At 68.2% G+C, this 26,204-nt stretch carries 21 protein-coding genes and 1 tRNA gene; 5 read left to right on the forward strand and 17 right to left on the reverse strand.

Features of this window, described 5'->3' with window-relative positions; translation table 11 throughout:
* The first annotated feature begins 17 nt into the window (after positions 1-17).
* Positions 18-806, forward strand: coding sequence for an SDR family oxidoreductase (locus tag NK1_RS02000; protein WP_063006881.1), 789 nt, complete (start codon positions 18-20; stop codon positions 804-806).
* A gap of 171 nt (positions 807-977) precedes the next feature.
* A complete protein-coding gene (locus NK1_RS02005) occupies positions 978-1,493 on the forward strand; it encodes a L,D-transpeptidase (RefSeq protein WP_063006882.1) in 516 nt (171 codons plus the stop codon).
* Between the two features lie 48 nt (positions 1,494-1,541).
* On the opposite strand, the gene NK1_RS02010 is transcribed toward NK1_RS02005, so the two are convergent.
* Positions 1,542-1,886 (reverse strand): YrdB family protein, encoded by a 345-nt coding sequence (locus NK1_RS02010; RefSeq protein ID WP_063006883.1) that lies wholly within the window; start codon positions 1,884-1,886, stop codon positions 1,542-1,544.
* 259 nt (positions 1,887-2,145) lie between these two features.
* A complete protein-coding gene (locus tag NK1_RS02015) occupies positions 2,146-2,508 on the reverse strand; it encodes an ArsR/SmtB family transcription factor (protein WP_062962144.1) in 363 nt (120 codons plus the stop codon).
* Between the two features lie 94 nt (positions 2,509-2,602).
* Here NK1_RS02015 and NK1_RS02020 point away from each other — a divergent pair, with 94 nt between their 5' ends.
* Entirely contained in the window at positions 2,603-4,561 is a 1,959-nt protein-coding gene (locus tag NK1_RS02020) for a heavy metal translocating P-type ATPase (protein ID WP_063006884.1), read from the forward strand.
* A 178-nt stretch (positions 4,562-4,739) separates the two neighbouring features.
* Positions 4,740-5,597: a cyclopropane mycolic acid synthase family methyltransferase gene (locus tag NK1_RS02025; RefSeq protein ID WP_063006885.1), complete on the forward strand. Its 858-nt coding sequence runs from the start codon at positions 4,740-4,742 to the stop codon at positions 5,595-5,597.
* Between the two features lie 187 nt (positions 5,598-5,784).
* Here the strand turns inward: NK1_RS02025 and NK1_RS34870 are convergent, their stop codons facing one another.
* The 8 genes from NK1_RS34870 to NK1_RS02060 all read right to left on the reverse strand — a co-directional run bounded on the left by NK1_RS34870 (position 5,785) and on the right by NK1_RS02060 (position 17,964).
* The gene (locus NK1_RS34870) at positions 5,785-5,940 is read right to left on the reverse strand and encodes a DUF6131 family protein (protein WP_086006819.1); all 156 of its coding nucleotides are present in this window, start codon (positions 5,938-5,940) and stop codon (positions 5,785-5,787) included.
* Positions 5,941-6,105: 165 nt separating this feature from the next.
* The gene (locus NK1_RS02030; RefSeq protein WP_084460532.1) at positions 6,106-8,508 is read right to left on the reverse strand and encodes a serine/threonine-protein kinase; all 2,403 of its coding nucleotides are present in this window, start codon (positions 8,506-8,508) and stop codon (positions 6,106-6,108) included.
* Positions 8,509-8,720: 212 nt separating this feature from the next.
* Complete coding sequence (locus NK1_RS02035; RefSeq protein ID WP_063006886.1) at positions 8,721-11,186, reverse strand: FHA domain-containing protein; 2,466 nt, start codon at positions 11,184-11,186, stop codon at positions 8,721-8,723.
* Between the two features lie 374 nt (positions 11,187-11,560).
* Complete coding sequence (locus NK1_RS02040) at positions 11,561-12,583, reverse strand: glycoside hydrolase family protein (protein WP_245660306.1); 1,023 nt, start codon at positions 12,581-12,583, stop codon at positions 11,561-11,563.
* A gap of 217 nt (positions 12,584-12,800) precedes the next feature.
* Positions 12,801-12,876: transfer RNA gene (locus NK1_RS02045), tRNA-Thr, on the reverse strand.
* A gap of 246 nt (positions 12,877-13,122) precedes the next feature.
* Positions 13,123-14,334 (reverse strand): DNA polymerase III subunit delta', encoded by a 1,212-nt coding sequence (locus tag NK1_RS02050; RefSeq protein WP_063006887.1) that lies wholly within the window; start codon positions 14,332-14,334, stop codon positions 13,123-13,125.
* Positions 14,335-14,464: 130 nt separating this feature from the next.
* Entirely contained in the window at positions 14,465-17,320 is a 2,856-nt protein-coding gene (gene topA / locus NK1_RS02055; protein WP_063007037.1) for a type I DNA topoisomerase, read from the reverse strand.
* Positions 17,321-17,757: 437 nt separating this feature from the next.
* Positions 17,758-17,964: a cold-shock protein gene (locus tag NK1_RS02060; protein WP_011206895.1), complete on the reverse strand. Its 207-nt coding sequence runs from the start codon at positions 17,962-17,964 to the stop codon at positions 17,758-17,760.
* 435 nt (positions 17,965-18,399) lie between these two features.
* Here NK1_RS02060 and NK1_RS02065 point away from each other — a divergent pair, with 435 nt between their 5' ends.
* Entirely contained in the window at positions 18,400-20,775 is a 2,376-nt protein-coding gene (locus tag NK1_RS02065; RefSeq protein ID WP_063006888.1) for a DEAD/DEAH box helicase, read from the forward strand.
* A gap of 354 nt (positions 20,776-21,129) precedes the next feature.
* Here NK1_RS02065 and NK1_RS02070 read toward each other — a convergent pair whose 3' ends face one another.
* The 7 genes from NK1_RS02070 to ssd all read right to left on the reverse strand — a co-directional run bounded on the left by NK1_RS02070 (position 21,130) and on the right by ssd (position 25,801).
* A complete protein-coding gene (locus tag NK1_RS02070; protein ID WP_084460513.1) occupies positions 21,130-21,540 on the reverse strand; it encodes an Rv3654c family TadE-like protein in 411 nt (136 codons plus the stop codon).
* Complete coding sequence (locus NK1_RS02075) at positions 21,537-21,884, reverse strand: TadE family type IV pilus minor pilin (RefSeq protein WP_063006889.1); 348 nt, start codon at positions 21,882-21,884, stop codon at positions 21,537-21,539. The genes NK1_RS02070 and NK1_RS02075 overlap by 4 nt, the downstream gene beginning before the upstream one ends.
* Entirely contained in the window at positions 21,881-22,093 is a 213-nt protein-coding gene (locus NK1_RS02080; protein WP_063006890.1) for a DUF4244 domain-containing protein, read from the reverse strand. The genes NK1_RS02075 and NK1_RS02080 overlap by 4 nt, the downstream gene beginning before the upstream one ends.
* Positions 22,094-22,150: 57 nt before the next feature.
* Positions 22,151-22,747 carry a type II secretion system F family protein gene (locus NK1_RS02085; protein WP_062994567.1) on the reverse strand — a complete coding sequence of 199 codons (597 nt, stop codon included), beginning with the start codon at positions 22,745-22,747 and terminating at the stop codon, positions 22,151-22,153.
* Positions 22,744-23,400 carry a type II secretion system F family protein gene (locus NK1_RS02090; protein WP_369689797.1) on the reverse strand — a complete coding sequence of 219 codons (657 nt, stop codon included), beginning with the start codon at positions 23,398-23,400 and terminating at the stop codon, positions 22,744-22,746. Before NK1_RS02090 ends, NK1_RS02085 begins: the two co-directional genes overlap by 4 nt.
* Before the next feature lie 131 nt (positions 23,401-23,531).
* A complete protein-coding gene (locus NK1_RS02095; RefSeq protein ID WP_063006892.1) occupies positions 23,532-24,719 on the reverse strand; it encodes a TadA family conjugal transfer-associated ATPase in 1,188 nt (395 codons plus the stop codon).
* Positions 24,716-25,801: a septum site-determining protein Ssd gene (gene ssd, locus NK1_RS02100; protein WP_063007039.1), complete on the reverse strand. Its 1,086-nt coding sequence runs from the start codon at positions 25,799-25,801 to the stop codon at positions 24,716-24,718. Before ssd ends, NK1_RS02095 begins: the two co-directional genes overlap by 4 nt.
* Positions 25,802-26,204: the final 403 nt, after the last annotated feature.

A 26,204-nucleotide genomic window follows, 5' to 3' on the forward strand; every position in this document is an offset into this window, starting at 1 on the left:
CACCGAGAGGACTAGCGATGATCCTGGACAAATTCCGACTCGACGGCCGCGCGGCCGTCGTCACCGGCGCGGGCCGCGGTATCGGCGCCGCCACCGCGCTCGCCCTGGCCGAGGCGGGCGCCGATGTGGCGATCGCCGCGCGCACACAGTCTCAACTGGACGCGGTCGCCGAGCAGATCCGCGCGACGGGGCGGCGTGCCCTGGCCGTGGCCTGCGATCTGTCGGATCTCGACGCCGTCACCGCACTGGCCGACGCCGCCGCCACCGAATTCGGCCGCATCGACATCGTGGTCAACAATGTCGGCGGCACCATGCCGAACACCTTCCTGACCACCTCGCCGGAATTCCTCGAGGAGGCCTTCCGCTTCAATGTCTCCACCGCGCACGCCCTCACCCGTGCGGCGGTCCCGCACATGCTGGCCGGCGAGGGCGGCTCGGTGGTCAACATCTCCTCGATGATGGGCCGGGCGCCCGGGCGCGGCTTCCTCGCCTACGGCACGGCCAAGGCGGCGCTCGCGCACTGGACCCGGCTGGCCGCCGCGGATCTGTCACCGCGGATCCGGGTCAACGGCATCGCGGTCGGCTCGGTGCTGACCTCCGCACTCGAGGTGGTGGCACAGAATCCCGAGGTCAAGGCCAAGATGGAGGCCGATACGCCACTGCATCGGCTGGGCGATCCGACCGATATCGCGGCCGGCATCGTCTACCTGTGCTCCCCCGCGGGCAGTTATCTCACCGGCAAGATTCTCGAGATCGACGGCGGTATCGCCGCACCCAACCTGGAACTCGGTCTGCCCGATTTGTGATAACAAGGCGGATTCTTCCGCACCATCGGCGCCCGCGACGGGTCACAATGATCAACTATGCATCGTGATCGAGCACACATCGATCGCTGACGGTGCCGTCCCAGCTTGTCGACGAAGTGCCCGCCGCCCGGCTCGGCCGGACAGCGGGCCGGGTAGAGAGGTCGGACGCATATGAACTGCACGAGCATCACCCGATGGACGATCCGAGCGGCGGCCGCGGCCGCGATCGCGGCCGCCGGATTCGCTGTCACGGTGCCCGCGGGCGCCGATCCGGTGTGGCCCGGCGGCCCCGACATCCCCGGCGTTCCGCAACTCGTACCCTCCCCGCCCGGCCAGATCTCGGCTCCGTGTTCTGCCGCCGCACGCGCCTGCCTGCGCCTCTCGACCAATGAGGGCTGGCTGATGGACAACGGCCGCGTGGTCTACGGCCCGACCCCCATCTCGCACGGGCGGCCCGGATACGAGACACCGCCCGGCACCTTCCACGTCGCGTTCAAGGAGCCGTACCACTGGAGCACCATGCACAACGCCGAAATGCGGTGGGCAGTCTTCTTCAATGGTGATATCGCCACCCATATCGGGCCCATCGAGGAGCAGTCCCACGGCTGCATCCGGATGACCCCCGAGGGGGCCAAGGCCTTCTACGACTACGTCAATCCGGGTGACGTCTTCGAAGTCGTGCCGTGAGCGTGGGCGCCGGCCCGCATTCCGGGCCGGCGCGCTACGAATTCAGCGCTACGAATTCAGGTGGCCCAGCTTGATCGCCAGCAGATTCGCGATCACCAAGCCCGCGAAGACGACCGCCGCCACCCGATGGCCCAGTCCCCACAGCGCGGCCGCGGCGCCACCGAAGACAACGACCTTGGTGATCACCGCGAGCAGCGGAACATCGAAACTCGCCTTCGGCGCCGCGAACATTCCCCACACCACCGCGGCGGCCAGCGGGATGCCCAGCGCCAGAACCACTTTCACCACAGCGCTGTCACCGGCGCGCCATCCCCACAGTCCCAGCACCACCAGCGCGCCCAGCTCCACGGCGAATGCGACGGTCAGGTTGGCCCACTTCCACAGTTCCTGCATGACTGCCCTCTCGGTTTCTTGAGAGCAGCGCTCTCTAATAAGAGCAGTGTGCGCGAGAGGGCGAGGTGTTGTCAACCGGAACGGGGATGGATCGCGCACGGAAGGGCCGCCCTACCGGCGCGATATCGGACGAGCCGGTCGATGACGCCCGCAAAGATGGCCGACTCCTACCGCCGCCCGGTTCCTGCCGACGCACACGAAACGAAGACACCGACTCGCCACCGGACCGAAAAGCCCGTGCGGTGCTCCGGAAACGTCCTCAGCCGGCCGTTCGCGGTCGATCGGACAGGCCGAGACGCAGGTGCTCGCTGTGATAGACCGCCTCGTCCAGCAATTGCGCGACGTGGGTGTCGTAGAGGCTGTAGACGATGCTGCGCCCGGCGCGAGTTCCGGTGACCAGGCCGAGGTTGCGCAGCAGACGGAGCTGATGGGAGACCGCGGACTGCTCCATCCCGACCGCCTCGGCGAGTTCGGAGACCGGCCGCGGCCCCTGGCGCAATTCGCTGAGGATCAGCAGCCGGCTCGGCGTGGCCAGGGCCTGCAGGGTGGTCGCCACATGCGCGGCGGACTCACTGTCCAGCCGGGCAATCGGCCGATCCCGGCCCTCGACCCCATGTCCCATAACCGTGGAGTTTAGCCGACCAGGTATACATGAAGACCTCTTCACGTGTTCTGTTATTCTCGGGTCGTCCGCTCCCGACCTTCGGAGGTTTCTCGTGTCCGCACCGGCCGCTACGCGACCCGCCGCGCTCACGGCGATACCCGCGCGGCGGACGCGGCTGTTCACGCTTCCCGAAATTCGTTGGGCCGCAGCGGCTCTCCTGCTCTTTGCGGCCGGCTCGGTGGCCCGGCTCCTGCACACACCTCCCGAGCTGTGGTGGTCGCTCTATCTGGCCTGCTATCTCACCGGCGGCTGGGAACCCGCCCTGGCCGGCGTGCGCGCACTGCGCGAAAGGACACTGGACGTCGACCTGCTGATGGTGGTGGCCGCGCTCGGCGCCGCCGCGATCGGGCAGATCACCGACGGCGCACTGCTGATCGTCATCTTCGCCACCTCCGGCGCGCTGGAGGCGTTCGCGACCGCACGCACCGAGGATTCGGTGCGCGGACTGCTCGATCTGGCACCCGATACCGCCACCCGGATCGACGACGGCGCCGAGACAACCGTCAGGGCAGCGGATCTGGAAGTGGGTGAAGTGATCCTGGTCCGTCCCGGAGATCGCGTCGCGGCCGACGGCACGGTCGTGGCAGGCGCGAGCGAGGTCGACCAGGCGACCATCACCGGTGAGCCCATGCCGGTGGACAAAGCACCCGGTGACGAGGTGTTCGCCGGGACCTCGAACGGCACCGGCGTCCTGCGCGTGCGGGTCGGGCGCCGGGCCGAGGATTCGGTGGTGGCCCGGATCGCCGCCCTGGTCGAACAGGCCGGCCGGACCAAGGCGCGGGCGCAGCTGTTCATCGAGAAGATCGAGCAGCGCTATTCGGTGGGCATGGTCGCGGTGACGCTCGCCGTGTTCGCCGTACCGTTGATCTTCGGTGCCGCCCTGCAGGATTCGCTGCTTCGGGCCATGACGTTCATGATCGTCGCCTCACCGTGCGCGGTGGTGCTGTCCACCATGCCGCCCCTGCTCGCCGCGATCGCCAACGCCGGTCGGCACGGCGTACTGGTGAAATCCGCCGTCGTGATGGAACGGCTGGGCGGCACCACCCGCGTGGCGTTCGACAAGACCGGCACACTCACCCGCGGCGTCCCGGAACTCACCGATATCCGGGTGCTGCCCGGTTGCCCGTGCACGGCCGAGGAAGTCATGCGCTGGGCCGCGGCCGCGGAATACTCCAGCGAGCACCCGCTGGCCACCGCGGTCGTCCGCGCCTGTCGCGAACGCGGACTCGCCGTGCCGCCGGTCGACCACTTCAGCGCGCAACCCGGGCGTGGTGTCACCGCCACCGTGGACGGTCACGTCATCGAGGTGGGATCGCCTGCCGCACTGCTGAATTCGGCTGACGAGGACGCCGCGGCCGTCGTAGCGGAGATACAGGGCGCGGGGCATACCGCTGTGATCGTGCGGCGCGAGCACCGGTCGATCGCGATTCTCGGCCTGACCGATCAAGAGCGCCCCGAAGCGGCCGATTCCGTCGCCGCGCTCACCGAAATCACCGGAGCCGCACCGGTTCTGCTCACCGGCGACAATCTCGCCGCCGCCCGGCAGCTGGCCGGCCGGCTCGGACTCACCGATGTGCGGGCGGAGCTGTTGCCGGAAGGTAAGGTCGCCGCGATCGAAGAACTGGAAGCCGCGGGCGACCGGGTCACCGCCGTGGGCGACGGTATCAACGACGCACCCGCGCTCGCCGCCGCGCACACCGGAATCGCCATGGGCGGCAACGGATCCGACCTCACCCTGCACACCGCCGACGCGGTCGTCATCCGCGACGACCTGACCACCGTGCCCGCGGTCATCGCCCTGTCGCGCCGCGCGCGCCGCACCGTGATCGCCAATCTGATCATCGCCGCGACCTTCATCGCCGTCCTGATCACCTGGGATCTCGTCGGCCACCTTCCGCTACCACTGGGCGTCGCCGGTCACGAGGGTTCCACGGTCATCGTCGGTCTCAACGGTCTGCGCCTGCTTCGGCGCCGCGCATGGGAAAGCGGGACGGCGCGCGGGAGCGACTGACCGTTTCGGGCGATCACGTACCCGGACCTCGGCCGATCCGCCGATCGCGTCCCTCCGCGGTGGCGAGAGGCGCATACTGGTCGAGCGCGCATGGTGCGGCGGGCGGGTCGAACCCACCGCCGGGGTACCTCGTATCAGAGGCAGAACGTTTCCCGAAACCGACCATCAGAGGGTCACCATGACCGATCTGTCACCGTTCTACGCCGACGTGCAGGCCCACTACGACCTGTCCGACGATTTCTTCGCCCTCTTCCTGGATCCCACGCGCACCTACAGTTGCGCGTACTTCCGTGAACCGGACCTCACCCTGGAACAGGCACAGCTCGCCAAGATCGACCTGTCGCTCGGCAAATGCGATCTACATCCGGGGATGACCCTGCTCGACATCGGCTGCGGCTGGGGTTCGACCATGCTGCGCGCCGTCGAGAACTACGGCGTGCGCGTGATCGGCCTGACGCTGAGCCGCAACCAGTACGAGCACGTGCGGGAGCTGCTCGACCGGCTGCCGCCCGGCACCGGTGAGGTGTATCTGCGCGGCTGGGAGGAATTCGATCACCCGGTCGACCGGATCGTCTCGATCGGAGCCTTCGAACATTTCCGGCGCGAACGCTACGACGCGTTCTTCGACCGCTGCCACCACCTGCTGCCCCCGGACGGCCGCATGATGCTGCACACCATCATCGGCTTCCACCGCCACCAGCTCCGTGAGATGGGCATACCCATCACCCACGAATATCTGGCGTTCAGCAAGTTCGTCCTCGACGAGATCTTCCCCGGCGGACAACTTCCGCAGCCGCAGTGGATCGGCGAATACGCCGAACGGGCCGGCTTCACCCTGCACGACGTCCAATCGCTGCAGCCGCACTACGCCCACACCCTCGACCTCTGGGCCCAGGCCCTCCGCGACCACCGGTCCGAAGCCGTCGCCCTCACCTCCCCCGCCGTCTACGACCGCTACGTCCGCTATCTGACCGGCTGCGCCGACCTCTTCCGCGACGGCTACATCGACGTCCGCCAGCACGTCCTGCTGGCGTGACGGACGCCGCCACCGAACTGCGGGCACTGGGTGATGATCGAGGCCAAGGACGCATTCGAGCGGATCACCATGGAATTCCTGCTGCGCTGACATCCCGCTAGCTATGCGAAACCGCCCCGGAAATCGGCTTTCGGGGCGGTCGCATCTTCACGCCGCTGCCGCGGGCAGCGCGCGGCGGCCGAACACGTCAGTAGTAGTGCGCGCGGCCGGCCACGGGGCGACCCAGCGCTCCCAGCAGAGCCAGCGCAGCCCCCACGACCAGCGCGATGATGCCCAGAGTCCACAGAATCGGAATCCCGAGCAGGAAACCGAGAACCAGAAGGACAACCCCGAGAGTGATCACAGCAATCTCCTCACTTTCGCTCACCTCGCACCGATCCGGCGACCGGCTGCGATCAGCGGTGGCTCGAACCATCCGATACCCGCATATCCGGGAGTGAAACGAACTCTCTTCACCACATGGACGATTCGCTGATCGGAGCGTCGAGAAGTCGGCGAGTTCCGGAACTCATCGCCGACCGGCAACCGCCTGATGTCCCGGATCCACCACTCGCTCCAGTGCGCGCAGATCGGCCTCGAGCGCCCGGAACAGCACATAGGCCACCACGAAGGCGACGATGGACCCCACGCACAACACCCGCACCGCGACGATGATCTTCGGAGTATCGCTCAGCGGCAGGAATGTCACCCCGGCCACCGCCAGCAGTGGCACCGACGCCGCCACCGCGAGATATCCGTTGCAGCGGCGATCGAGCCGGCGCAGGCGCACCGCATCCTCGGGGCTGATGTCGCCGTGCCGGAGAAACAGCGGGTAGACGCAGCGGACCATGTAGAACGTCACCAGGAAGAACGGATATGCCACCGCCATCGCGCCGCACACCAGCAGCCCGCCCACGAAGTGCACCATCTCCCGTGCGGTGAGCTCGTGGGTCGCGAAGTGCAGCACGAGCGGGAACAGAATCGCCGACAGGCTCCAGAGCGAGAACGCCACCACCACACACCGATCACCGAACAGCAGGGCATCGGATCTGGCTCGGGCGAGTATCCGGGAGTCATAGTCGCGTCCGCGCCGCATACCGCGCGGAACGGTGAGTAGATAGCGCGACAAGTACATCACGGTCACGATCCCCACCGGGAAGAAGACCGCGTTCACCGTAGTGGTGAAAATCCACCATGTGTGCTGGGCGGGCACACTCATCCGGTCGATGATCAGGGTTCGATTGTGTACCGTATTGTACACGGCCGCAAGCACATTCGGGGCGCCATAGGCCAGCAGCACCAGCGGCACCAGCCACCTCCGCGCTCGGAAACGCCAGCTGGTGGGTGCCGGATCCACCAGTTCGCGGGCCCGCGCGTCCAGGCACAGTTCGAACTGCTGGGCCAGTTCGTTGCCGTTGGACCACCGATTGTCACGCGTGGGCGCCAGGCAGGTCTGCAACACCCTGCACAGTGTCGCCGGACAATCGGGCGGAACTCGTTGCAGCGCAGCCGAATCCACGCCAGTACGACGACGTGCGAGCATCGCCCCCAGAGCGGTGGAGTCGCTGCGCTCACCCGCGGTGCTGTCGTCGAACGGCTTGGCGCCGGTCAGCAGCTCCCACAGCAACACACCCAGCGAGTAGATGTCGGAACGGGTATCCAGATCGTCGGCGGAACGGCGGTAGCCGGGATGGCAGGCCTCCAACTGTTCCGGCGACATGTACGACAGCGACCCACCGAAGTACGCCACCGGATTGGCACCGGCCACCTCGCGGCTGAAACTGATGTTGAAATCGGCGAGTTTCGGCACCGCCTCCGCGGTGAGCAGCACGTTCGCCGGTTTGACGTCGCGATGCAGCACGCCGTGCTCGTCGGCGTAGGCCAGCGCCTCGGCGAGCCGGCGGCCCAGCCAGGCCACGGTTTCCGGCCACGACAGCGCCGCGATCTCGGCGCGAACGCTGGAATCGGTCGGGCGGATCTCACCCTTCTCCTCCATCGCGGCGTCGACCGCGGCCAGCAGCAACCGGCCGCTGCGCTGGTCGGCAGGGGTGGACCGGACCCGGCGCAACACACCCAGCAGGGTGCCACCGGGCAGAAACTGCATGTACAGCAGCCGCAGTCGGCGGCTGTGGGAATCGCCGTGCGGGTCCGGTTCGCCCAGCAGCCGCTGGTCGAAGATCCGGACGATGTAGTCGTGGTCGAGCTGGGCCAGCGTCTGCGGTTCGGTGCCGCGGTCGGCGGAGATCTTCACCGCCACCAGCCGCTGCAACGAGCGCTGCCGAGCCAGGAACACCCGCGCGAAGGCTCCGCTCCCCAGCCCGGTGAGCAGATCGAAATCATCGATGCAATCGCCTACCCGGATGTTGTCCAGCCGAGCGACCTGCGATCCCGTCGTCTCCTGGTCTGCGAACAGGTCGCCCGTGGTGCGGGTGCCTTCGGGGGAGACCATGGTCGAGGCGATGACAGTCGGGGCCACACCGGCGCGTTGAGTGCTTCGATCCTCGTCGTCGGCATTCAGCAACTCGCTCAGCTCGGGCGCTTGCGCGGGATATTCGCGCAGATATTCGCGCGGATCGACCCGCTCGCCGCTGTGCCGGCGGATCACGAACTCCTCATAGACCAGGCTGGCCGGAACGCGGTCCGGCGACAGCTCGGCGAATTCCGCGCAGTAGTTCCGCAGCCGCTTGCGGGGCGGCTCGGATCCGCCGGACGGCGTGAGCGCGGGCCGGCGCAGCCAGCGCTGGCGCAGGTCGACGCGGATCAGTTCGATCAACGCGGCCAAGCGCAAGGTCTCTGCGTCGGGCAGGTAATCGCTGATGGCCGGCGCCGGGGCAGCCGATTCCCACGCGGCTGCGAAGGCGGCCACCGCGGCGGATTCGAGTCCGGCCGTTGATCGTCCGAAGCCGCTGTCTGAGCCGGAGCCGTCGGTCATATCCGCTCCTGTCGAATCCGAACCGTGCACTGGCCGGTCGGTGAAGCGATGGATGCAATCCGCCACACCCAGAACCATCATCCCCGAGAGGCGGTCCGATCGAGGAGAAATCGCACGGCTGCATCCGGTCTACCCCTGAGACGCCGAGCCCTTCTATGACTACGTCGATCCGGGCGGCGTCTTCGAGGTCGTGGCGTATCGGTTTGTCGGCGTCAAATCCGCGCGCGGCGGGCGCCGCGCCGCCGTGGACGCAGCTGATACAGCCGGTATCCGGCCAGCGCGAGGAAGACGGCCCCCAGGCCGGCGACGACCCCCATGTCGAGCAGCCACGTGCCCAGGGAATGTCGCCACAGCGGGTCGGGTGCGCCCTCGTGCGGCGACAGGGTGTCCAGGTCGACGGTGGCCGCTGTCGCGGCGTAGCCCCAGCGGGACGGCGACAGGTAGGACAGCTGTTCCAGAACAGGGGTGCCGGGCAGCCGTACCAAACCGCCGGTGAACACCAGTTGCGCCATGGACAGCACAATCAGCAGTGGCAGCGTCTTCTCCGAGGTGTTGACTGACACCGAGACCAGCAAGCCCAACGCCAGCGAGGCGACGCCGAGCATCGCCATCGCCAGGATCAACTCCAGCGGGACCGAGGTGAATACGCCTTTCGCCGGCATGCTCACCCCGATGGTGCCGATCAAGAACAGCACCGCCGACTGCAGGACGGTGATCGCGCCCAAGACCAGGAGCTTCGACATCAGGTAGACCCCTGCGGACAGTCCGGCCGCGCGTTCTCTGCGGTAGATCGTCTGCTCCTTGACGATCTCGCGAATCGAGTTGCCGGTGCCGATGAAACAGGCACCGAATGCCAAGATCATAAGCTTGGTGGGGGCATCGCCGTTGGTTCCGGGCGCCCCGGCGAATCCCTCGCCCGACGGCACCGCGGCGATCAAGCCACCGAGAATCAGCGGCATCACGCCGAGCAGCGCCAGGTAACTTCGGTCCGAGGCGATGACCGCCAGATATCGCCGGCACACCGTACTGAGCTGGCTGAGCTTGGACTGCGACGCGGGCGGGGGTGCCGGCGCGTGTACGTCCGCCGGGCCGACATCGTCGGTCGGCCAGACCTCCACGTACTGCTCATAGCGTGGCGATTCCCGGAATTCAGCAGCCCAGTCGCGGTCCTCCTCGCGGTCGAAGGACTGAAACACCTCGGCCCAACTGCGCTGCCCGAACTGCTGCAACCCCTCCGCGGGCGGTCCGTAATAGGCCAGCCGACCGCCGGGTACCAGCACGAGGAGGCGATCGCAGGAATCGAGGTTCGCGACACTATGGGTGACGACGATCACGGTGCGCCCGTCGTGGGCCAGTTCGGACAGCATTTCCATGACCGTCTTGTCCAGGCCCGGGTCGAGGCCGGAGGTCGGCTCGTCGAGGAACAGCAGGGACGGTTTGGTCAGCAACTCCAGTGCGACGCTCACCCGTTTGCGCTGGCCACCGGAGAGCCTATCGATGCGGGTGTCGGCATGCCGGGCCAAGCCGAGCTCGGCGAGGACCTCATCGACCCGCTGCTCGCGCTCCTCGGGGCGCGTGTCACCGGGGAAGCGGAGTTCAGCCGCGTACAGTAGCGCGCGCCGCGTCGGAAGTTGGCTGTGCAGGATGTCTTCTTGCGGAACCAGTCCGATGCGGTGGCGGAGTTCGTCGTAGTCGGTGTAGAGGTCGCGTCCGTCGTAACGAACCGTCCCCTCTGTCGCCGGACGCAACCCGGTCACCGCGCCGAGCAACGTCGATTTGCCCGCTCCACTGGGTCCGATGACCCCGACGAGCGAGCGCTGCGGAATCGGGAAGCTCACCTCGTCGAGGAGAACCTTGCCTTCCGGTGTCCGCACGATGAGGTTCTGCACCGAGACCGACACGTCGCCGGTGTCGACGTACTCCCGCAGTTCGTCGCCGACCAGCCGGTAGGTGGTATGCCCCATGCCGATCAAGTCGGATTCGGACAGGTCCGCCGAATCGACCCGGGCGCCGTTGACGTAGGTGCCGTTGTGGCTGTCCAGGTCGACGACCCGATACCGGCCTTCGCCGGTCACTCGCAGTTCGGCGTGATGACGCGAGACCATGAGGTCGGGCACGACGATGTCGTTGTCGGAGGCCCGACCGATCCGGAATGTGTCCGAGACGATCCGGACGACCGCGCTGGGGTGAGCCGCGGGAGGCGACGACCGCGCAACCTGACGGGGGCGACCCCCCGGATGGACCGTCGTCCTCGTGGCTTCATCATCGAGCTGGTAGCCGGGGTCGGGGACGAGCATCGTGTCCCCGGCGATATCGCCGGACGACTCGCGGTCGTGCTGTCCTTTTCGCCCCTCCACCGAACAGGCCAGCTGCTCGCCGTTCACAGCGTGACCGAGCTGGAACGTCTCGTCATGATCGATCAGCATCCGATCGACGCGCTGACCGTCGAGAAAGGTGCCGTTGAGGCTGTGCGCGTCCTCGATCTCCCAACCGTCCGACCCGCGCTCCAAGACGGCGTGCACGGAAGATACCCGCGGATCGGTCACCACGACGTCGGCCCCCAGATCGCGGCCGACATTGTATGAACTTCCCGCGTGCAGCCGATAGACGCGCTCTCGCGTTTGCACCACCAGAACGGGCGCCTCGGGAAATTCTGTGGATGACTGATCATCCGCCATAACGGGAGTATACGACTCGAAACGCCCTGCCGCCGCAAAAGCCGGCCACCGGAAATTCCCCGGCAGTGTCCGCTCCGCTCCATTCTCGCGTCGCCTAAACCCGCGCTGACCAGCGAGAACGACCTGCGAGTGGAGAGCCACCACCACCCGGCAGCCACTGACGAGGCAGTGCGGCCGCCGCACCGGCACCCGACCGAACCAGCCACGGAAATCACCGTGACGGGATCGGTAATACCGATTCGATCGAACTCGGACAGAATGTCGAAGCTGAATATTCCCATTGATTCATCGCGCCGGAATTCCGACACATTTTTCCCGCAACCGTGACCGCGCTACGGGGCTTCGGCGGCAAAAGCGAGCCGCTCGGCCCGTCCTCACCGCGTGACGGGCTTCGGGGTCGGTTGCGGACCGCTGTTCAGCTGTTCCGGTAACACGGTGAAGTGGCGGACGAAGCCGGACAAGACGGGCAGGTCCTTCGGTGTGGTCCACTCGCCGAGCAGGTCGCCGGTGACGGTGTCGCTGTAGAGATAGTGACCGTGCGTGGGTTCGTCGAGGTCGTAGGCATCGAGGTAAATCCGCCATCGGCCGTCGGGGAGCGGGATCACGCACTGTCCCTCGCGCGGTTGCCCCGAACCGGGTCCGCCCCAGCGCGCCCAGTTCCCGGTTCGCGCGAACGTGTACGGGCCGACCAGGCGGTCGGCCACCGCGACCTCGACGTTCTTGGTCGATTCGTTCTTGACGAACGCGTAGTAGCGTCCCTGCGACAACGTGACCGTGGTGTCGATGTAACCGAGGCCATCCGGTGCGGGACTGATGCCTGCCAGCGGTATGGGCGTGGTCCAATGCAGCCGGCTCAGCGATGCGGTGGTCGCGGTCATGACGCAGGGCCGGAAGACCGTGCCGTCGTTGATGTTCACCAGGACGCTGACCGTGCCGTCACCATCGACGAACCATTCCGGCGCCCAGGTGTGGGTGACACCGCCGAACGGAATCGTGTACTCGTACAGGAACTCCCAGTGGATCCGGTCGTGGCTGCGAGCGAACCCGATGGTGTTGCCGTCCCATGCGGTCGTGTACGTCAGGTAGTACTCGCCGTCGATGTGACGAAAGACGCTGGGGTCGCGGCACAAGCCCTTCTTGGTCGTGGCCGCCGCTGGCGGGGTGTCGGCGGGGTCGGCGTCCGGCGGACGGTAGGCGTCGGCCTGGACGAGCCGGAAATTCGTTGCGTCGGTGGATTCGTAGACCCACATATCGGTCTGGCCGGCGTTGGTGAACGCCGTCATCGTGTATCGGATCGGCGCGGTGGCGGCCACTGCGCGTCGGGATACCACAACGCTCAACGGTACGCTCGCTGCCAGGGCGAGCATCGCTCTGCGGGACAGCCCGATCGACGTCATATGCGGATTATTCAGCCCATGAACACTGAATGATTGCTGACACACCGCGCGTGGCGAGTAGGTCGATGCCGCTGTTGTCGTGGCAGCACAGGCGCCGACGCCGGCCGTCCCGGGCGCCGCCGCACTCGGCCGCGGGGGCCGTGGCGATGTGAGCCGAATCAGCTGCGACTCCGGTCCCTCGGGTCCGAATCGCGGGAACCGGCTCTACCAGGAAGTATGGAGCCGCCTGGGGGAATCGAACCCCCGACCTTTTCATTACGAGTGAAGCGCTCTACCGACTGAGCTAAGGCGGCGTGCCTTTCGGCGGTGCGAGTCTATCGTCTTCGGCGACCGAACACGAAAACGGCAGGTCATCGCTGCAGCGTCGCCATGATCTCGGCCAGGCGGCGAGCCTTGGTGGCCGGGGTCCGGGCTTTCGGCAGGGGAAGGACCAGTAGGTAGCGGGCATCCGTTCGTCGAACTCCATACTGCCCGTTGGAGTGCTCATCTTTTGAGCACTTTTCTCGATGAGATCGCCCAAGGTCTGTCGGGCCGGTCGATCAGGCGGAGCGGGCCGCGATGAGGCCTGCGACCATCGCCGCGATCGCGAAGCGGGGCTTGACATTCAGATCGAGAGCCTCGCGGCAGGCGAGGACGGCTTCGATGGAACGCAACAGCCCCTCGGGTCGCACCTCGTCGGCCAGATCGCGGATCTGATCCGACAGGTCGGGATGGGTCAGGGTGATCGCCGGGGACGGATTCGCGGCGGAGGTGCCGAAACGCAGGGCCAGCGCGTCGCGGTACAGGCCAGCGACGTCGATCAGCGCCCGGTCGAGGGCGTCGCGGCTGGTGCGGGTGGCGCGGGATTTCTGGCGGCGCTCGAGGTCCTTCAGCACGCCCGCGGAACCGCGGGTCGCCGAGGCGGCGCCCTTCCCGGTGCCGCCGGCGCCCAGCGCGGTCGCCAGCTCGTCGCGTTCGCGCTCGTCCCGTTCCGCGCTGACCTGTTTGGCCTCCTCCTCGGCGGATTTGACCAGTTCGTCACCAGCCGCATAGGCGGCGGCCGGCCGAGTGACCGCCGAGACCAGCGACAATGCTCGGGTCCGGCGGGTGCGGGCCTGCTCATCGGTCGCGAGCCGGCGGGCGCGGCCGACATGGCCGCCGCTCACCGACGCCGCCCACGTCGCCTGGTCCGGGCTCAGCCCGTCGCGCTCGCGCAGCACTTGCGCGATGGCCTCCACGGACGGCGTGACCAGGTGGACGTGCCGGCAGCGGGACCGCAGCGTGACCGAGATGTCCTCCGGGTCCACCGACGGTGCGCACAGCAGGAATACGGTCCGCTCGGGCGGTTCCTCGACCACCTTCAACAGCACGTTGCCCGCGGCCTCGGTCAATCGGTCGGCATCCTCGATCACCACCACCTGCCACCGCCCGGTGCTGGGACGCCGGGCCGCGACCTGCACGATCTCCCGCATTTCCTTGGTGCCGATACTCAGCCCCTCCGGAATCACCCGCCGGACATCGCCGTGGGTACCGGCCATGGTGGTGGTACACGCATGGCAGTGACCGCAGCCCGGAGTGCCCTCGGCCGTGCATTGCAGTGCGGCCGCGAAGCACAGTGCCGCAACGGATCTGCCGGATCCGGGCGGGCCGGTGAACAGCCAGGAGTGCGTCATCGCCGAGGACGCGATCCCGGTGCGCGCCGCCACGGCGGCAGCGGTCAACTCGGACTCGACCGAGTCCTGGCCCACGAGCCGATCGAAGACACCTGCCACGCGCTACACCCTAATCGGCCGCACCGACAGGCCGGCCGGCACCGAGCAGCCGCCTACTACGACGCGCCTGCCACGACGCCAACCGCTACGACGCCAACCGCTACGACACCGACCGCTATGACGCCGACTGCTACGACTCGGCCGTCGACTTCGCCGCGGCCTTCTTCGCAGGCGCCTTCTTGGCCGCGGTCTTCTTCGCGGTGGTCTTCTTCGCGGCCGCGGTGGTCTTCTTGGCCGTCGACTTCGCCGCGGTCTTCTTGGCGGGCGCCTTCTTCGCGGTCTTCTTGGCCGCCTTCTTCACCGGCCCCTTGGCCCGGCGATCGGCGAGCAGTTCGGAGGCCCGCTCATCGGTGATCGACTCCACCTCGTCGCCCTTGCGCAGGCTGGCATTGGTTTCGCCGTCGGTGACATACGGACCGAACCGCCCGTCCTTGATCACCATCGGCTTGCCGGTGGCGGAATCGTTGCCCATCTCCCGCAGCGGCGCCGCACTCGCCGCCTGGCGTCCGCGCCGCTTGGGTTCGGCGTAGATCTTCAGTGCCTCGTCCAAGGTCACGGTGAAGATCTGATCCTCGGTCGCCAGGGAACGAGAGTCCGTGCCCTTCTTCAGATACGGGCCGTAGCGGCCGTTCTGCGCGGTGATCTCGTCGCCCGATTCGGGATCCTTGCCGACCACCCGAGGCAGCGACAGCAATTTCAGCGCGTCCTCGAGGGTGATGGTCGACAGATCCATCGACTTGAGCAGCGAACCGGTCCGCGGTTTGGGCGCGGCTGCCTTCTTGGCGCCTTTCTTGGCGTCGAGATCGGCCTCGGGCTCGGGCAGGATTTCGGTGACATACGGCCCGAAGCGGCCCTCCTTGGCCACGATCCGATGCCCGGTTTCGGGGTCCACACCGAGCGAGCGCCCCTCCTGCGGGGTCGCGAACAGCTTCTCCGCCACCTCGGGCGTCAACTCGTCCGGCGGCAGATCGTCGGGCAGATTGGCGCGCTGGGAAACCGGATCGCCATCCGGATCGTCCGGGTTCTGGACCATGCGCTCCAGATACGGACCGAAGCGCCCGACCCGGACCACGATGTCGCGGTCCTGGTCGTCGGTGAACATCTTGATCGAGTTGACCTCGCGGGCATCGATGTCGTCGAGCCGCTCACCGACCATCCGCTTCAGCCCGCCGGAGCGTGCCACCGACCCTTCGGCGCCGTGGTCACCACCGAAGTAGAAGCTGGTCAGCCAGTTTCCGCGCTGCTCGCGACCGCCGGCGATGGCGTCGAGATCGTCTTCCATCGCCGCGGTGAAGTCGAAGTCGACCAGGCGGCCGAAGTACTCCTCCAACAGCCCGACCACCGCGAACGCCACCCAGGACGGCACCAGCGCACTACCGCGTTTGTAGACGTAGCCGCGGTCCAGGATGGTCTTGATGATCGAGGCGTAGGTCGACGGGCGCCCGATACCCAGTTCCTCGAGCGCCTTGATCAACGAGGCCTCGTTGTAGCGCGGGGGCGGGTTGGTGGTGTGCCCGTCGGGCGTCAGCTCGGTGGCGTTGACGTTCTGGCCCTCGGTCAGCGCGGGCAGCCGCGACTCCGCATCGTCGGACTGACCGCCCGCGTCCTCGTCGACACTTTCGACATAGGCCTTGAGGAAGCCCGCGAAGGTGATGGTGCGACCGGACGCGGAGAACACGCATTCCTCGCCGGTGCCGGCGCGGCCGGTGATCCGGACCGTCAGCGTGGTGCCGCGCGCGTCGGCCATCTGCGAGGCGACCGTGCGCTGCCAGATCAGCTCGTAGAGCCGGAATTCGTCCTGATCCAGCCGGGCGTGCAGCTGGCCCGGCGTGGCGAACGTGTCACCGGCGGGCCGGATCGCCTCGTGCGCCTCCTGCGCGTTCTTGACCTTACGGGTGTACTGCCGCGGCGTCGGATGGACGAACTCCGGGCCGTACAGCTGGGTCGCCTGCGCCCGCGCCGCGCTGATCGCCGACTCCGACAGCGTCGTGGAGTCGGTACGCATATAGGTGATGTAGCCGTTCTCGTACAGCCGCTGCGCCACCCGCATCGTGCGCTCGGAACCGAACCGGAGTTTGCGCGCGGCCTCCTGCTGCAGCGTCGAGGTCATGAAGGGCGCGTAGGGCCGCCGGGTGTACGGCTTGGATTCGACCGAGGTGACCTGGAAATCCGCCTTCTCCAGTCCCGCGGCCAGCCGCCGTGCCGCGGCCTCGTCGAGGACGGTGACACCGTTGCGGGTCTTGAGCTGGCCGTCGGATCCGAAATCACGGCCGCCCGCGACGCGGGAACCGTCGACGGTGACCAGCCGCGCACCGAAGATCCGCGGGTTGGCCTCGTCACTCTCCCGGCCGCCGGCGTCGAATTTCGCCGCGATATCCCAGTACTCCGCCGAACGGAACGCGATGCGCTCCCGCTCGCGCTGCACAACGATCCGGGTCGCCACCGACTGCACCCGGCCCGCCGACAACCGCGGCATGACCTTCTTCCACAGCACGGGGCTGACCTCGTAGCCGTAGAGGCGGTCGAGGATGCGCCGGGTTTCCTGTGCGTCGACCAGGTCGTTGTCGAGTTCACGGGTATCGGCCGCGGCGGCGCGGATGGCCGGCTCGGTGATTTCGTGGAACACCATGCGCCGGACCGGAATCTTGGGCTTCAGCGTCTCGAGCAGATGCCAGGCGATGGCCTCGCCCTCGCGGTCGGGGTCGGTGGCCAGGAAGAGTTCGTCGGCGTCGCGCAGCAGCGTCTTCAGCTCCGAGACCTTGGCCTTCTTGTCCGGACTGACGACATAGATCGGCTCGAAATCGTGGTCGACGTCGACACCCAGCCGGGCCCAGGACTGGCCTTTGTATTTGGCCGGCACATCCGCGGCACCGCGCGGAAGATCCCGGATATGGCCGACGGACGCCTCGACCGTATAGCCGCGTCCCAGATAGGGCGCGATCTTACGTGCCTTGGTCGGCGACTCGACGATGACGAGACGACGCAGGGGACGCCCCCGGCCGGCTGCGGCCGCATCGGGCCCGGCGGAGGCCGCATCGGGAGTCGGCGATGCACCGCGGTCTCGTGTTGCCACCGGCGAACACACCTTTCCTGTCGACCCGCGCGGCGCAGGCGCGCGGCGCGCGGCTGGGGCAAGAGGGAGAGACGAATGTCTCCCGCCAGAGACGTTTATACCGTGTTTCGCTGTCGTGGAGTCCGCACTGCGGACCGGCGACCCAGGAGTCTCGGCTGTTCTGCGCGGCACTTCCCCGTGGATACCGTCCGAACCGGAATGGCTGCGAACTGCAGAAAAACCCCTTGTGGGCAACTCGATCAGATCGAAAAGCCCCGGTTTTCGATCGAGTCTACTTCCCCCGCATATGACTCGTCCCTCACCGCGTGCTCGCGGTGAGGGACGAGATCAGACCTTGTTGGGTTACTCGCTCAGCTGAGCGCGCGAACTCCGGTGGCCTGCGGGCCCTTGGTGCCCTGGCCGACCTCGAATTCGACCTTCTGGTTCTCCTCGAGGGTGCGGAAGCCCGAACCCTGAATCTCGGAGTAGTGGACGAAGACGTCAGCGGAGCCGTCCTCGGGCGCGATGAAGCCGAACCCCTTCTCCGCGTTGAACCACTTCACAGTTCCCTGTGCCATTCTGTTCCTTCTCTTTCCATACCGGAACGGCGGACAAGTTAGGTTGGTCCACCGGGTCCGTTCCGACCGCTGTACTCTGTTCCCCCTGCAGGAAGCTTCAAGCACACCGTTCGCAACATCGATCCTGCTGATGGTTTGGACCTTTGATCCGTTCCCTCGAACACAGAAGCTTGCGACCGAGAACTAGTGAACCATGTCCGCGCGCAATTCGACAGCCGAGTTACCGACAATTTGCAAAAAAGATGATCTTGCGAATGTGCAGGTGAGGGGCACAATGCCCAAATCCAAACTTGAAGTAGGTTTGCTTTGCGATAACCGAGCGAGCGTCAGGCAAACAGACTGTGACGCAGGTCGCTACTCGGTAGTGAATTGGCAGCTCGGGCGAGCACGGCACACACGGTTCACACTTTCTTCGCGTCGCACGGTCTCGGTCCGATGAATCCGAAAGGCCCGACACCGGACTCCGCCCGCACCGAGACGATCGGCTACGGGGGATCGTTGCTGAATCGTGTCCTTTTCGGAGTGCCCGATTCGGAAAGTCGTATCACCCATGTGACCGAACTTCCGGCCCGCGCGGCCCGCACCGGCGGCTGGCCTTCCTGGGCGGCCCCGGAAGTGGTCGACGCGCTGCGGGAATCCGGTGTCGAAGCACCGTGGACACATCAGATCCGCACCGCGGAGCTGGCCGCGGAGGGCACTCACGTCGTCGTCTGCACCGGGACGGCCTCGGGCAAATCCCTGGGTTATCAGCTGCCGGTATTGACCGACCTGCGGCGAGATCCGCGAGCGACCGCTCTGTATATATCGCCGACCAAAGCGCTCGGGGCCGATCAATTCCGCGCGGCCGCGCAGCTCACCCATGCCGGCAGCCTGCGCGATATCCATCCGGCCACCTACGACGGCGATACTCCGCCCGAGGTCAGGCAATGGGTGCGGGCGAACGCGCGGTGGTTGTTCACCAATCCCGACATGCTGCACATCGGCATCCTGCGGGCCCACCAGCGCTGGGCTCGGATGCTGCGGCGGCTGCGCTATGTGGTGGTCGACGAATGCCACGCCTATCGAGGTGTGTTCGGGTCCCAGGTCGCGATGGTGCTGCGTCGGCTGCGGCGGCTGGCCGCGCATTACGGCGCGAATCCGACCTTCGTCCTGTGCTCGGCGACCAGCGCGGATCCGGCCGCGGCCGCCGAACGGCTGATCGGCGCGCCGGTGACCGCGGTGACCGATGACGGTTCGCCGCAGGGCGCGCGGACGGTCGCCCTGTGGGAGCCGCCGCTGCTCGGCGACCTCAGCGGTGAGAACGGCGCCCCGGTGCGGCGGGCGGCCACCACGGAGGCGGCCCGGATCATGACCGATCTGGTCGTCGAGGGTGCGCGGACATTGACCTTCGTTCGCTCCCGCCGGGCCGCAGAGGTCGTCGCCATGGACGTGCAGCGCATGCTGGCCGAGGTGGATCCGTCGCTGGCCGGGCGCGTAGCCGCCTACCGGGCCGGATACCTGGCCGAGGACCGGCGCGAACTGGAGAACGGCCTGGCGGACGGGTCGCTGCTGGGCGCGGCCACCACGACCGCACTCGAACTGGGCGTCGACATCGCCGGGCTGGATGCCGTGGTGATGGCGGGTTTTCCGGGAACCGTCGCCTCGTTCTGGCAGCAGGCGGGGCGGGCCGGGCGTCGCACCCAGGGCTCGCTGGTCCTGCTGGTGGCCCGCGACGATCCGCTCGACACCTATCTCGTCCATCACCCGCACGCTCTGCTGGACAAGCCGGTCGAGGCGACCATCACCGATCCGCACAATCCCTACGTCGCCGGACCTCATCTGCTGTGCGCGGCCTGCGAACATCCCCTGACCGACGCCGAGCTCGACGACCTCGGCGTCCGGGAGGTGGCCGCCGACCTCGCCGCGCAGGGGCTGATCAAACGCCGGGAGAACGGCGGTGGACCGGCCCGCTGGTATCCGACCTCGAGCGCCTATCCGCACGACGACGTCGATGTCCGGGGCGGAATCGGCTCCCAGATCGCGATCGTCGACGCGACCAGCGGCAGGCTGCTGGGCAGCGCGGATTCCGGGCGAGCGCCCGCGACACTGCACGCCGGTGCCGTACATCTACATCAGGGCGAGACCTACGTGGTCGATGAACTGGACCTCGAGGCCGGAGTCGCGTTCGTCCACGCCGAGCAGCCCGGGTGGACCACCAGCGCCCGGATGGTCACCTCGGTCGCGATCGACGAGCGCACACACGAGCAGGTGTACGGCCGCGTCACCGCCGCCCTGGCCAGGGTCCGCGTGACGCGCCAGGTGGTCGGTTATCTGCGCACGCTTCCCAGCGGAGAGGTCCTCGGCCTCATCGAACTCGATATGCCCGAGCAGACGCTGCCGACCCAGGCCGTGTTCTACACCGTCACGCCGCGACTGCTGGCCGCGGCGGGGATCGAGCCGCGGCGTGTGGCCGGCGCCCTGCACGCCGCCGAACATGCCGCGATCGGGATGTTGCCGCTGGTCGCGAGCTGTGACCGGTGGGATGTGGGCGGCGTGTCCATCGCCGAACACCCCGATACCGGGCTGCCCACCGTCTTCGTCTACGACGGCCATCCCGGCGGAGCCGGATTCGCCGAGCGCGGCTTCGCCCGGTTGCGGACCTGGTTGGCGGCGACGCGGGCGGCCATCGCCTCCTGTTCGTGCCCGCAAGGCTGCCCCTCGTGCGTGCAATCCCCGAAGTGTGGCAACGGGAATTCCCCGCTGGACAAGGAAGGCGCGGCCGCCCTGCTGACGGCCGTCCTCTCCGATCTGCCCGACGAGGCGCCGAACTGACCGTCGCGGCCAACATTTCAGGCCATGACCTGCTCGAATCCGTTTCGTGACGATGCGGACACCGTCGGTAGACGTGGGCGCTCCCCGGGCGGACGGGCGGCGTTCCGGATTCGATGCCGACCGCCCGCTGCTCGAATAAAGAGGAAGTCGATCATGTTAACCGGCGCATTGCCCTAGCGAATAACGGCCATGTGCGCATTCACATGTGTGCATTTATCGGAATCCCACTGCGCCGAATGCTTGCACAATTGCACCTGCGGAATTGAATGCCGACCGAATGGGAAATCCACGACACTTACCGCTCCATACTGTGGCTCGGGTCACCCATTCTTTCTCACACCAACCGTCCGGTATTCATGATCGTTTTCCCGCACTCACCGGACCGGCTCGCGCGACCGCCACAACTGATCGCTTGCCCAAAAGAGCGAGCAGCACCGAACCGTCGACGGTTACCGTCACATCCCAATCCCGGATCGCACACTCACGTAGCCGCATCCGCATTCGCCGCACCACCGAATCCGCTTGTTCACAGGCCGCCTCGGCGCCGGAATCCAGTGCGCCCGCCGCGGCCAATGCCGCCGAATCGGCGGCACTCTGCGCCAGGTGGCGTGCGCCGACCACCGCCGCGAACTGCACGATCACGATCGTCACCACCAGGAGTGCGGTGAGCGCCAGACATGCGGTGACCGTGGCACCCCCGTCGCACCCGCGGCAGCGGCACGCGGCCGGCGTCACGGCGGCCCGCGCCGGTCCGGCCGCTGTCATCGCGGCTCTCCCGGTTCGCGCACGGCGACCGCCTCGGCCCGTAACCGCAGCATGGGCAGCAGCGGCGCCCGCGCCCGAACGATCGCGACGATCCGGTCGCCCTCCGCACGCACCTCGATATCGGCGCCGGGCGGTGCCACCCGCTGTGCCGCCGGCAGAGCCTCCGCTTCCGCGCCACGTGCCGTGAGACGAGCCGCTTCGCGAGCGGCGTCGATACAGCGGATCTGCATCGACGCCGCCAGCAAGGCCCCGAGGCAGAGCACGACGACCACGACCACCGCCGCCAGCGCGATCGCCGCCTCGACCGTCACCGCCCCCCGCTCGCTCGTGCGGGCCGACCTCATACGGTGGTGTTCAGTGCCCTGTCGATGATCTTGGTCAGCGCGTTGACGATGGAGTCGCCGGTCACCACGGTGTAGAGCACCGCCCCGAACGCCGCCGCGGCGATCGTCCCGATGGCGTATTCGGCCGTACTCATGCCGTCGTCGGACACCGCTACCTGGATCAGCCGCGAACGTAGTTCTCGCACAACCGATTGCGTTGCCGTCAGCATCGCTCTCCCCTTTCTCTACGGTCGGCGCGGCGGATCCGCACCGAGTCTTTCGTGTGATCACCACAACCCACCGCCGAGTACTCGACCGGCCAGTCCGGCGACCACCGGAACAATGCCGAGACAGACGAAGGCGGGCAGGAAGCACAGCCCGAGCGGGCCGCTGATGAGTACGCCCGCGCGTTCCGCACGCGCGGCGGCCGCATCCTCGACCGCCGCGCGGCACTTCTCGGCGAGTTCGGAGACCGCACCGGTCAGGGCCGCACCGGAGCGGGCCGACCGACGCACCAGCCGGGCGAGCGCGGACATCTCCGCCCCGGGCGCTTCCCGGGCCGCGCGCTCCCATGCGGTGACCGGATCCGCGCCCAGCGCCAGCAGATCCGCCGCCCGGCGCAGCGCCGAGGCGAAGGGTTCCGGGGCGATCGGGGCCACCGCGCGCGCCGCCGTGGCGGTCGGCAGGCCCGCCCGCAGACACGAGGCGAGCAGATCGAGAGCCGAGGCCACCGCCAGCGGGTCACCGGCGGCCGGACGCAGGTCTTGCCGCGGCATGGGTGGGGCGCCGCGAGCCACGCGGAGGCGGGCGACCGGTGTGATCCGGCCCGGAAGGGCCAGCAGCGCGGCACCGGAACAGAGCAGTGCCATCGGAAGGCCGCTCATACCGATACCCGCCGCGTGATGGCATCCGCCCACAGCAATCCCACGCCGATCAGTCCGGCGCCCAAAGGAAAGACGACGCTTCCGACCCCTCGGCTCATCAGCACCTGCAGCGGGTGCGCGCCCATCAGCTGGCCGAGCGCGATGCCCAGGAGCGGAAGACCGGCCAGCACTGCGGCGCTGGCACGTGCACCCGCCAGCGCAGCGGTCGTACGGTCGCTGAATCGCATCCGCCCGGCGAGATCGTCGCGGGCCGCGCTCAACAGTTCGGCCAATGCCAGGCCGTGCCGCTCGGCCACCTCCCAGGCGTCCGCGACACGATCGAGTTCGGTTGTGACGGCGCAGGGGCGGCCGCGCAATCCGTCCGCGGCCGAACCACCGAGCCGGGCCCGGGCCGCACTCACCGCGAAGGCCGCTCCGGCGGCTCCGCCGATCTCCGCGGCCGCGACCGCGGCGGCAGCGCTGGGATGCGCTCCCGTGCGCAGTTCACCGATCACCACTTCCAGCCCGTCCAGCAGTTTCCGGCATTCGCCGTCGTGGCGGCGTTCCTCGCGGCGGTTCTTCGCGCGCACGGTCAACGTGGTGGCGAGCACCGCGGCCGCACCCGCGACCCCGGGACCGAAGACGACCGCCGCCACCACCGCCGCAGCCGTCACGCCGCGAATGATCCAGCGGCTCCGAATATTTCGCTTCGCGTCCGACCGGCCATACAGAGCACGCAGCCGGTGCCGACGGGTGGGGCTCGGCAGGAGCAGCAGGGCTCCCGCGCCGCACAGCAGACTCACCGTCATTGCCGCGACCGTTCGTCCAGCAACCGGTGCAGCGCGGTATTCGCCGGTGCTGCAACGGCATCGGCCGACCAGGCCGTCTCGATACGCACACCGGCCTCCCCGTCGCGGGTCACCAGGCCGACTTCCTGCAGGACTCGCCCGCCGTCGGGTCGGCGCCGCATGGCGAGCACGACCTGGACCGCCGCGGCGAGCTGACTGTGCAAACCCCCACGTCCCATTCCGCCTAGTGCCGCAAGGGCTTCCAGTCTGGCTGGCACCTCACGGGGCGAGTTCGCATGCACCGTTCCGGCGCCCCCGTCGTGTCCGGTATTCAGCGCGGTGAGCAGGTCCACCACCTCGGCCCCGCGCACCTCCCCGATGACGATCCGATCCGGCCGCATTCGCAGCGCCTGCCGGACCAGGTCCCGAACCGTGATGGCACCCGCGCCTTCCACATTGGCGATGCGCGCGACCAGCCGGACGACATGCGGATGCGGCGGCGACAGTTCGGCGGCATCCTCGACGCACACGATCCGTTCGGTGGGGTCGACGTGCGCCAGCAGAGCCGACAGCAACGTGGTCTTCCCGGCGCCGGTACCGCCGACCACCAGGAATGCGAGCCGTGCGCGAATGATCCTCTCCAGCAGCAGTTCCGACTCCGGCGTGAGCGTGCCGGAGGCGGTCAGCCCGCGCAGGCTGTGGCCGACCGGACGCAGGACGCGCAGCGAGATACACGTTCCGCCCTGCGCGATGGGCGCGAGGACCGCGTGCAACCGGACTCCGAAGCTCTCGCCGGGCGCTCGCTCGTATTCCGGCAGCCGCCCGTCCACCCATGGCTGCGCGTCGTCGAGCCTGCGACCGGCGGCGAGGGCGAGGCGCTGAGCCAGTCGCCGCACCGCCGCTTCGTCCGGGAAGCGGATCGAGGTGCGTTCCAGACCGCTCCCGCGGTCGATCCACACCGCATCGGGTGCGGTCACCAGCACATCGGAGACCCGGGCATCGTGCAGCAGCGGTTCCAGCGCGCCGGCGCCGGTCATCTCCGTCTGCAGCAGACGCAGTGCGCGCAGCAGGTCCGTATCGCCGAGGACGCGGCCGGCTTCGGCACGGATGGCGGCGGCCAGGCGTGCCGGATCGTGTTCACCGGGCTGGGCGGCCAGTCGCTCCCGCACCCGGTCGAGGAGTTCGGTGCTCACCACGCCGCTCATCGGGCACCGTCCGGCAGTGCGGACAGCACCGACTCCGCCCCGGCGAACAGCGGACCGCGGCCGAGCGTCAGGCCGCCGCGTTCCAGAGTGCCCGCGAGCCCGGGTTGAGCGCGCATGGCGGCCAGCAGCGGCAGCCCCAATGCCTCCGCGATGTCTCGTCCCCGCAGCCCACCGGGCGCCGGACCCCGAACGACCAAGGACTGGTTGGGATTTCGACGACGAACATCCGCGACGACGGCCCCCGCGGCGGCCACCGCGCGCAACCGGGCCGGCACCACGAAGACGACGAGATCGGCGGCATCGAGGAGATGATCGGTATGCGGACCCCGGTTGCCGGAGATATCGCACACCACCAGATCGCCGGCGCCGCGGCCGGCCTCGACGACGGCGCGGGCCGCACCGGCGCCGATGTCGTCCGGTCGGGAACCGGCCGGTCTGCTGCACGCCAGGACACCGAGTCCCGGTGCCGCGGCGGGTAGTGCGTCGTGCAGGGCTTGCGCGGCCACTCGGCCGTCCTCGACGGAGAGGTCGGGCCAGCGCAGTCCCGGCACCGACTCGATACCCAGCAGCAGATCGATGCCGCCACCGAGCGGGTCGCCGTCGACGAGCAGGATCTGCGGCCGGAACCGCCGGGCCGCGGCCGTCAAGGCCAGTGTCGCGGCGAAGACCGAGGCCCCGGCACCGCCCCCTGCGCCGACGACGGCCAGGACGAGTCCGTCGCCGGGATCGCGCCAGGCATAGGCGGCGAAGGCCTCGATCAGCGTCTCGGTGTTGCCCGGCAGCGCGATGACCTGCTCGGCGCCGACCGCCGCGGCGGCCTGCCACTGGTCGAGATCCGGTTCACCGCCGCCGACCAGCACCACGCCCGAGCGGCGTGGATATCCGGCCTCGGCGCAGGTACGCGCCGCCGCGAGGTCGATGATCACCAGCGCTGCCGCGGCCCAGGCATGCCTGCCGACGGGCATCGAGCGTTCGTCCAGGCCACGGTCGGCGGCGGCCGCGATGCGGCGCACTTCGTCACGTAACCGGCGGTCGCCGACCGACACCAGCGCCGGAGGAGGAACTGCTGCAACGGAATTCATGTCCGCCAGCCTCACCCGGTTCCGCCGGGTGAACCAGGGGCCGAACGCCGAATGTGGACAACTCGCGGGCTGTGGATGAACACGGCACGCCGAGTAACAGCTGAACGGTCCGGAAATAGAGGACGGCCCCAGCCGGGGGGGGAGGAGGCTGGGGCCGTCGGGGTTCAGCCCCGGGGGGTCGGGCTGAACGCGCCTGGACCATGTCCAGGTGCCAGCAATACTACACCCAGAAACCGGCCGCAATGCAAGTCCATCGCATGACGAAGTTTCGCCCGGAGCGGGGCGGCTCCCAGGGCGTCGAGCGGGGCGTGTGGGCGGGCTGAACGCCGCGTCGGCGGGAAAGTTCCCTATTCTGGAGCCGTGACGGCCGAGGGCGACCAAACAGCTACGAACGATCGGGCCG

Source organism: Nocardia kruczakiae NBRC 101016 (assembly GCF_001612965.1).
Classification (GTDB): domain Bacteria; phylum Actinomycetota; class Actinomycetes; order Mycobacteriales; family Mycobacteriaceae; genus Nocardia; species Nocardia kruczakiae.

Excerpts from the sequence above, each read along its gene's own strand:
- NK1_RS02070 (WP_084460513.1), bottom strand. The coding sequence starts at position 21,540 with ATGACAGCGGCCGGACCGGCGCGGGCCGCCGTGACGCCGGCCGCGTGC.
- NK1_RS02010 (WP_063006883.1), bottom strand. The coding sequence starts at position 1,886 with ATGCAGGAACTGTGGAAGTGGGCCAACCTGACCGTCGCATTCGCCGTG.
- NK1_RS02000 (WP_063006881.1), top strand. The coding sequence starts at position 18 with ATGATCCTGGACAAATTCCGACTCGACGGCCGCGCGGCCGTCGTCACC.
- NK1_RS02040 (WP_245660306.1), bottom strand. The coding sequence starts at position 12,583 with ATGACGTCGATCGGGCTGTCCCGCAGAGCGATGCTCGCCCTGGCAGCG.
- NK1_RS02095 (WP_063006892.1), bottom strand. The coding sequence starts at position 24,719 with ATGAGCGGCGTGGTGAGCACCGAACTCCTCGACCGGGTGCGGGAGCGA.
- NK1_RS02065 (WP_063006888.1), top strand. The coding sequence starts at position 18,400 with ATGAATCCGAAAGGCCCGACACCGGACTCCGCCCGCACCGAGACGATC.
- NK1_RS02075 (WP_063006889.1), bottom strand. The coding sequence starts at position 21,884 with ATGAGGTCGGCCCGCACGAGCGAGCGGGGGGCGGTGACGGTCGAGGCG.
- NK1_RS02015 (WP_062962144.1), bottom strand. The coding sequence starts at position 2,508 with ATGGGACATGGGGTCGAGGGCCGGGATCGGCCGATTGCCCGGCTGGAC.
- NK1_RS02060 (WP_011206895.1), bottom strand. The coding sequence starts at position 17,964 with ATGGCACAGGGAACTGTGAAGTGGTTCAACGCGGAGAAGGGGTTCGGC.
- NK1_RS02085 (WP_062994567.1), bottom strand. The coding sequence starts at position 22,747 with ATGAGCGGCCTTCCGATGGCACTGCTCTGTTCCGGTGCCGCGCTGCTG.
- NK1_RS02030 (WP_084460532.1), bottom strand. The coding sequence starts at position 8,508 with ATGACCGACGGCTCCGGCTCAGACAGCGGCTTCGGACGATCAACGGCC.
- ssd (WP_063007039.1), bottom strand. The coding sequence starts at position 25,801 with ATGAATTCCGTTGCAGCAGTTCCTCCTCCGGCGCTGGTGTCGGTCGGC.
- NK1_RS02005 (WP_063006882.1), top strand. The coding sequence starts at position 978 with ATGAACTGCACGAGCATCACCCGATGGACGATCCGAGCGGCGGCCGCG.
- NK1_RS02035 (WP_063006886.1), bottom strand. The coding sequence starts at position 11,186 with ATGGCGGATGATCAGTCATCCACAGAATTTCCCGAGGCGCCCGTTCTG.
- NK1_RS02025 (WP_063006885.1), top strand. The coding sequence starts at position 4,740 with ATGACCGATCTGTCACCGTTCTACGCCGACGTGCAGGCCCACTACGAC.
- NK1_RS02080 (WP_063006890.1), bottom strand. The coding sequence starts at position 22,093 with ATGCTGACGGCAACGCAATCGGTTGTGCGAGAACTACGTTCGCGGCTG.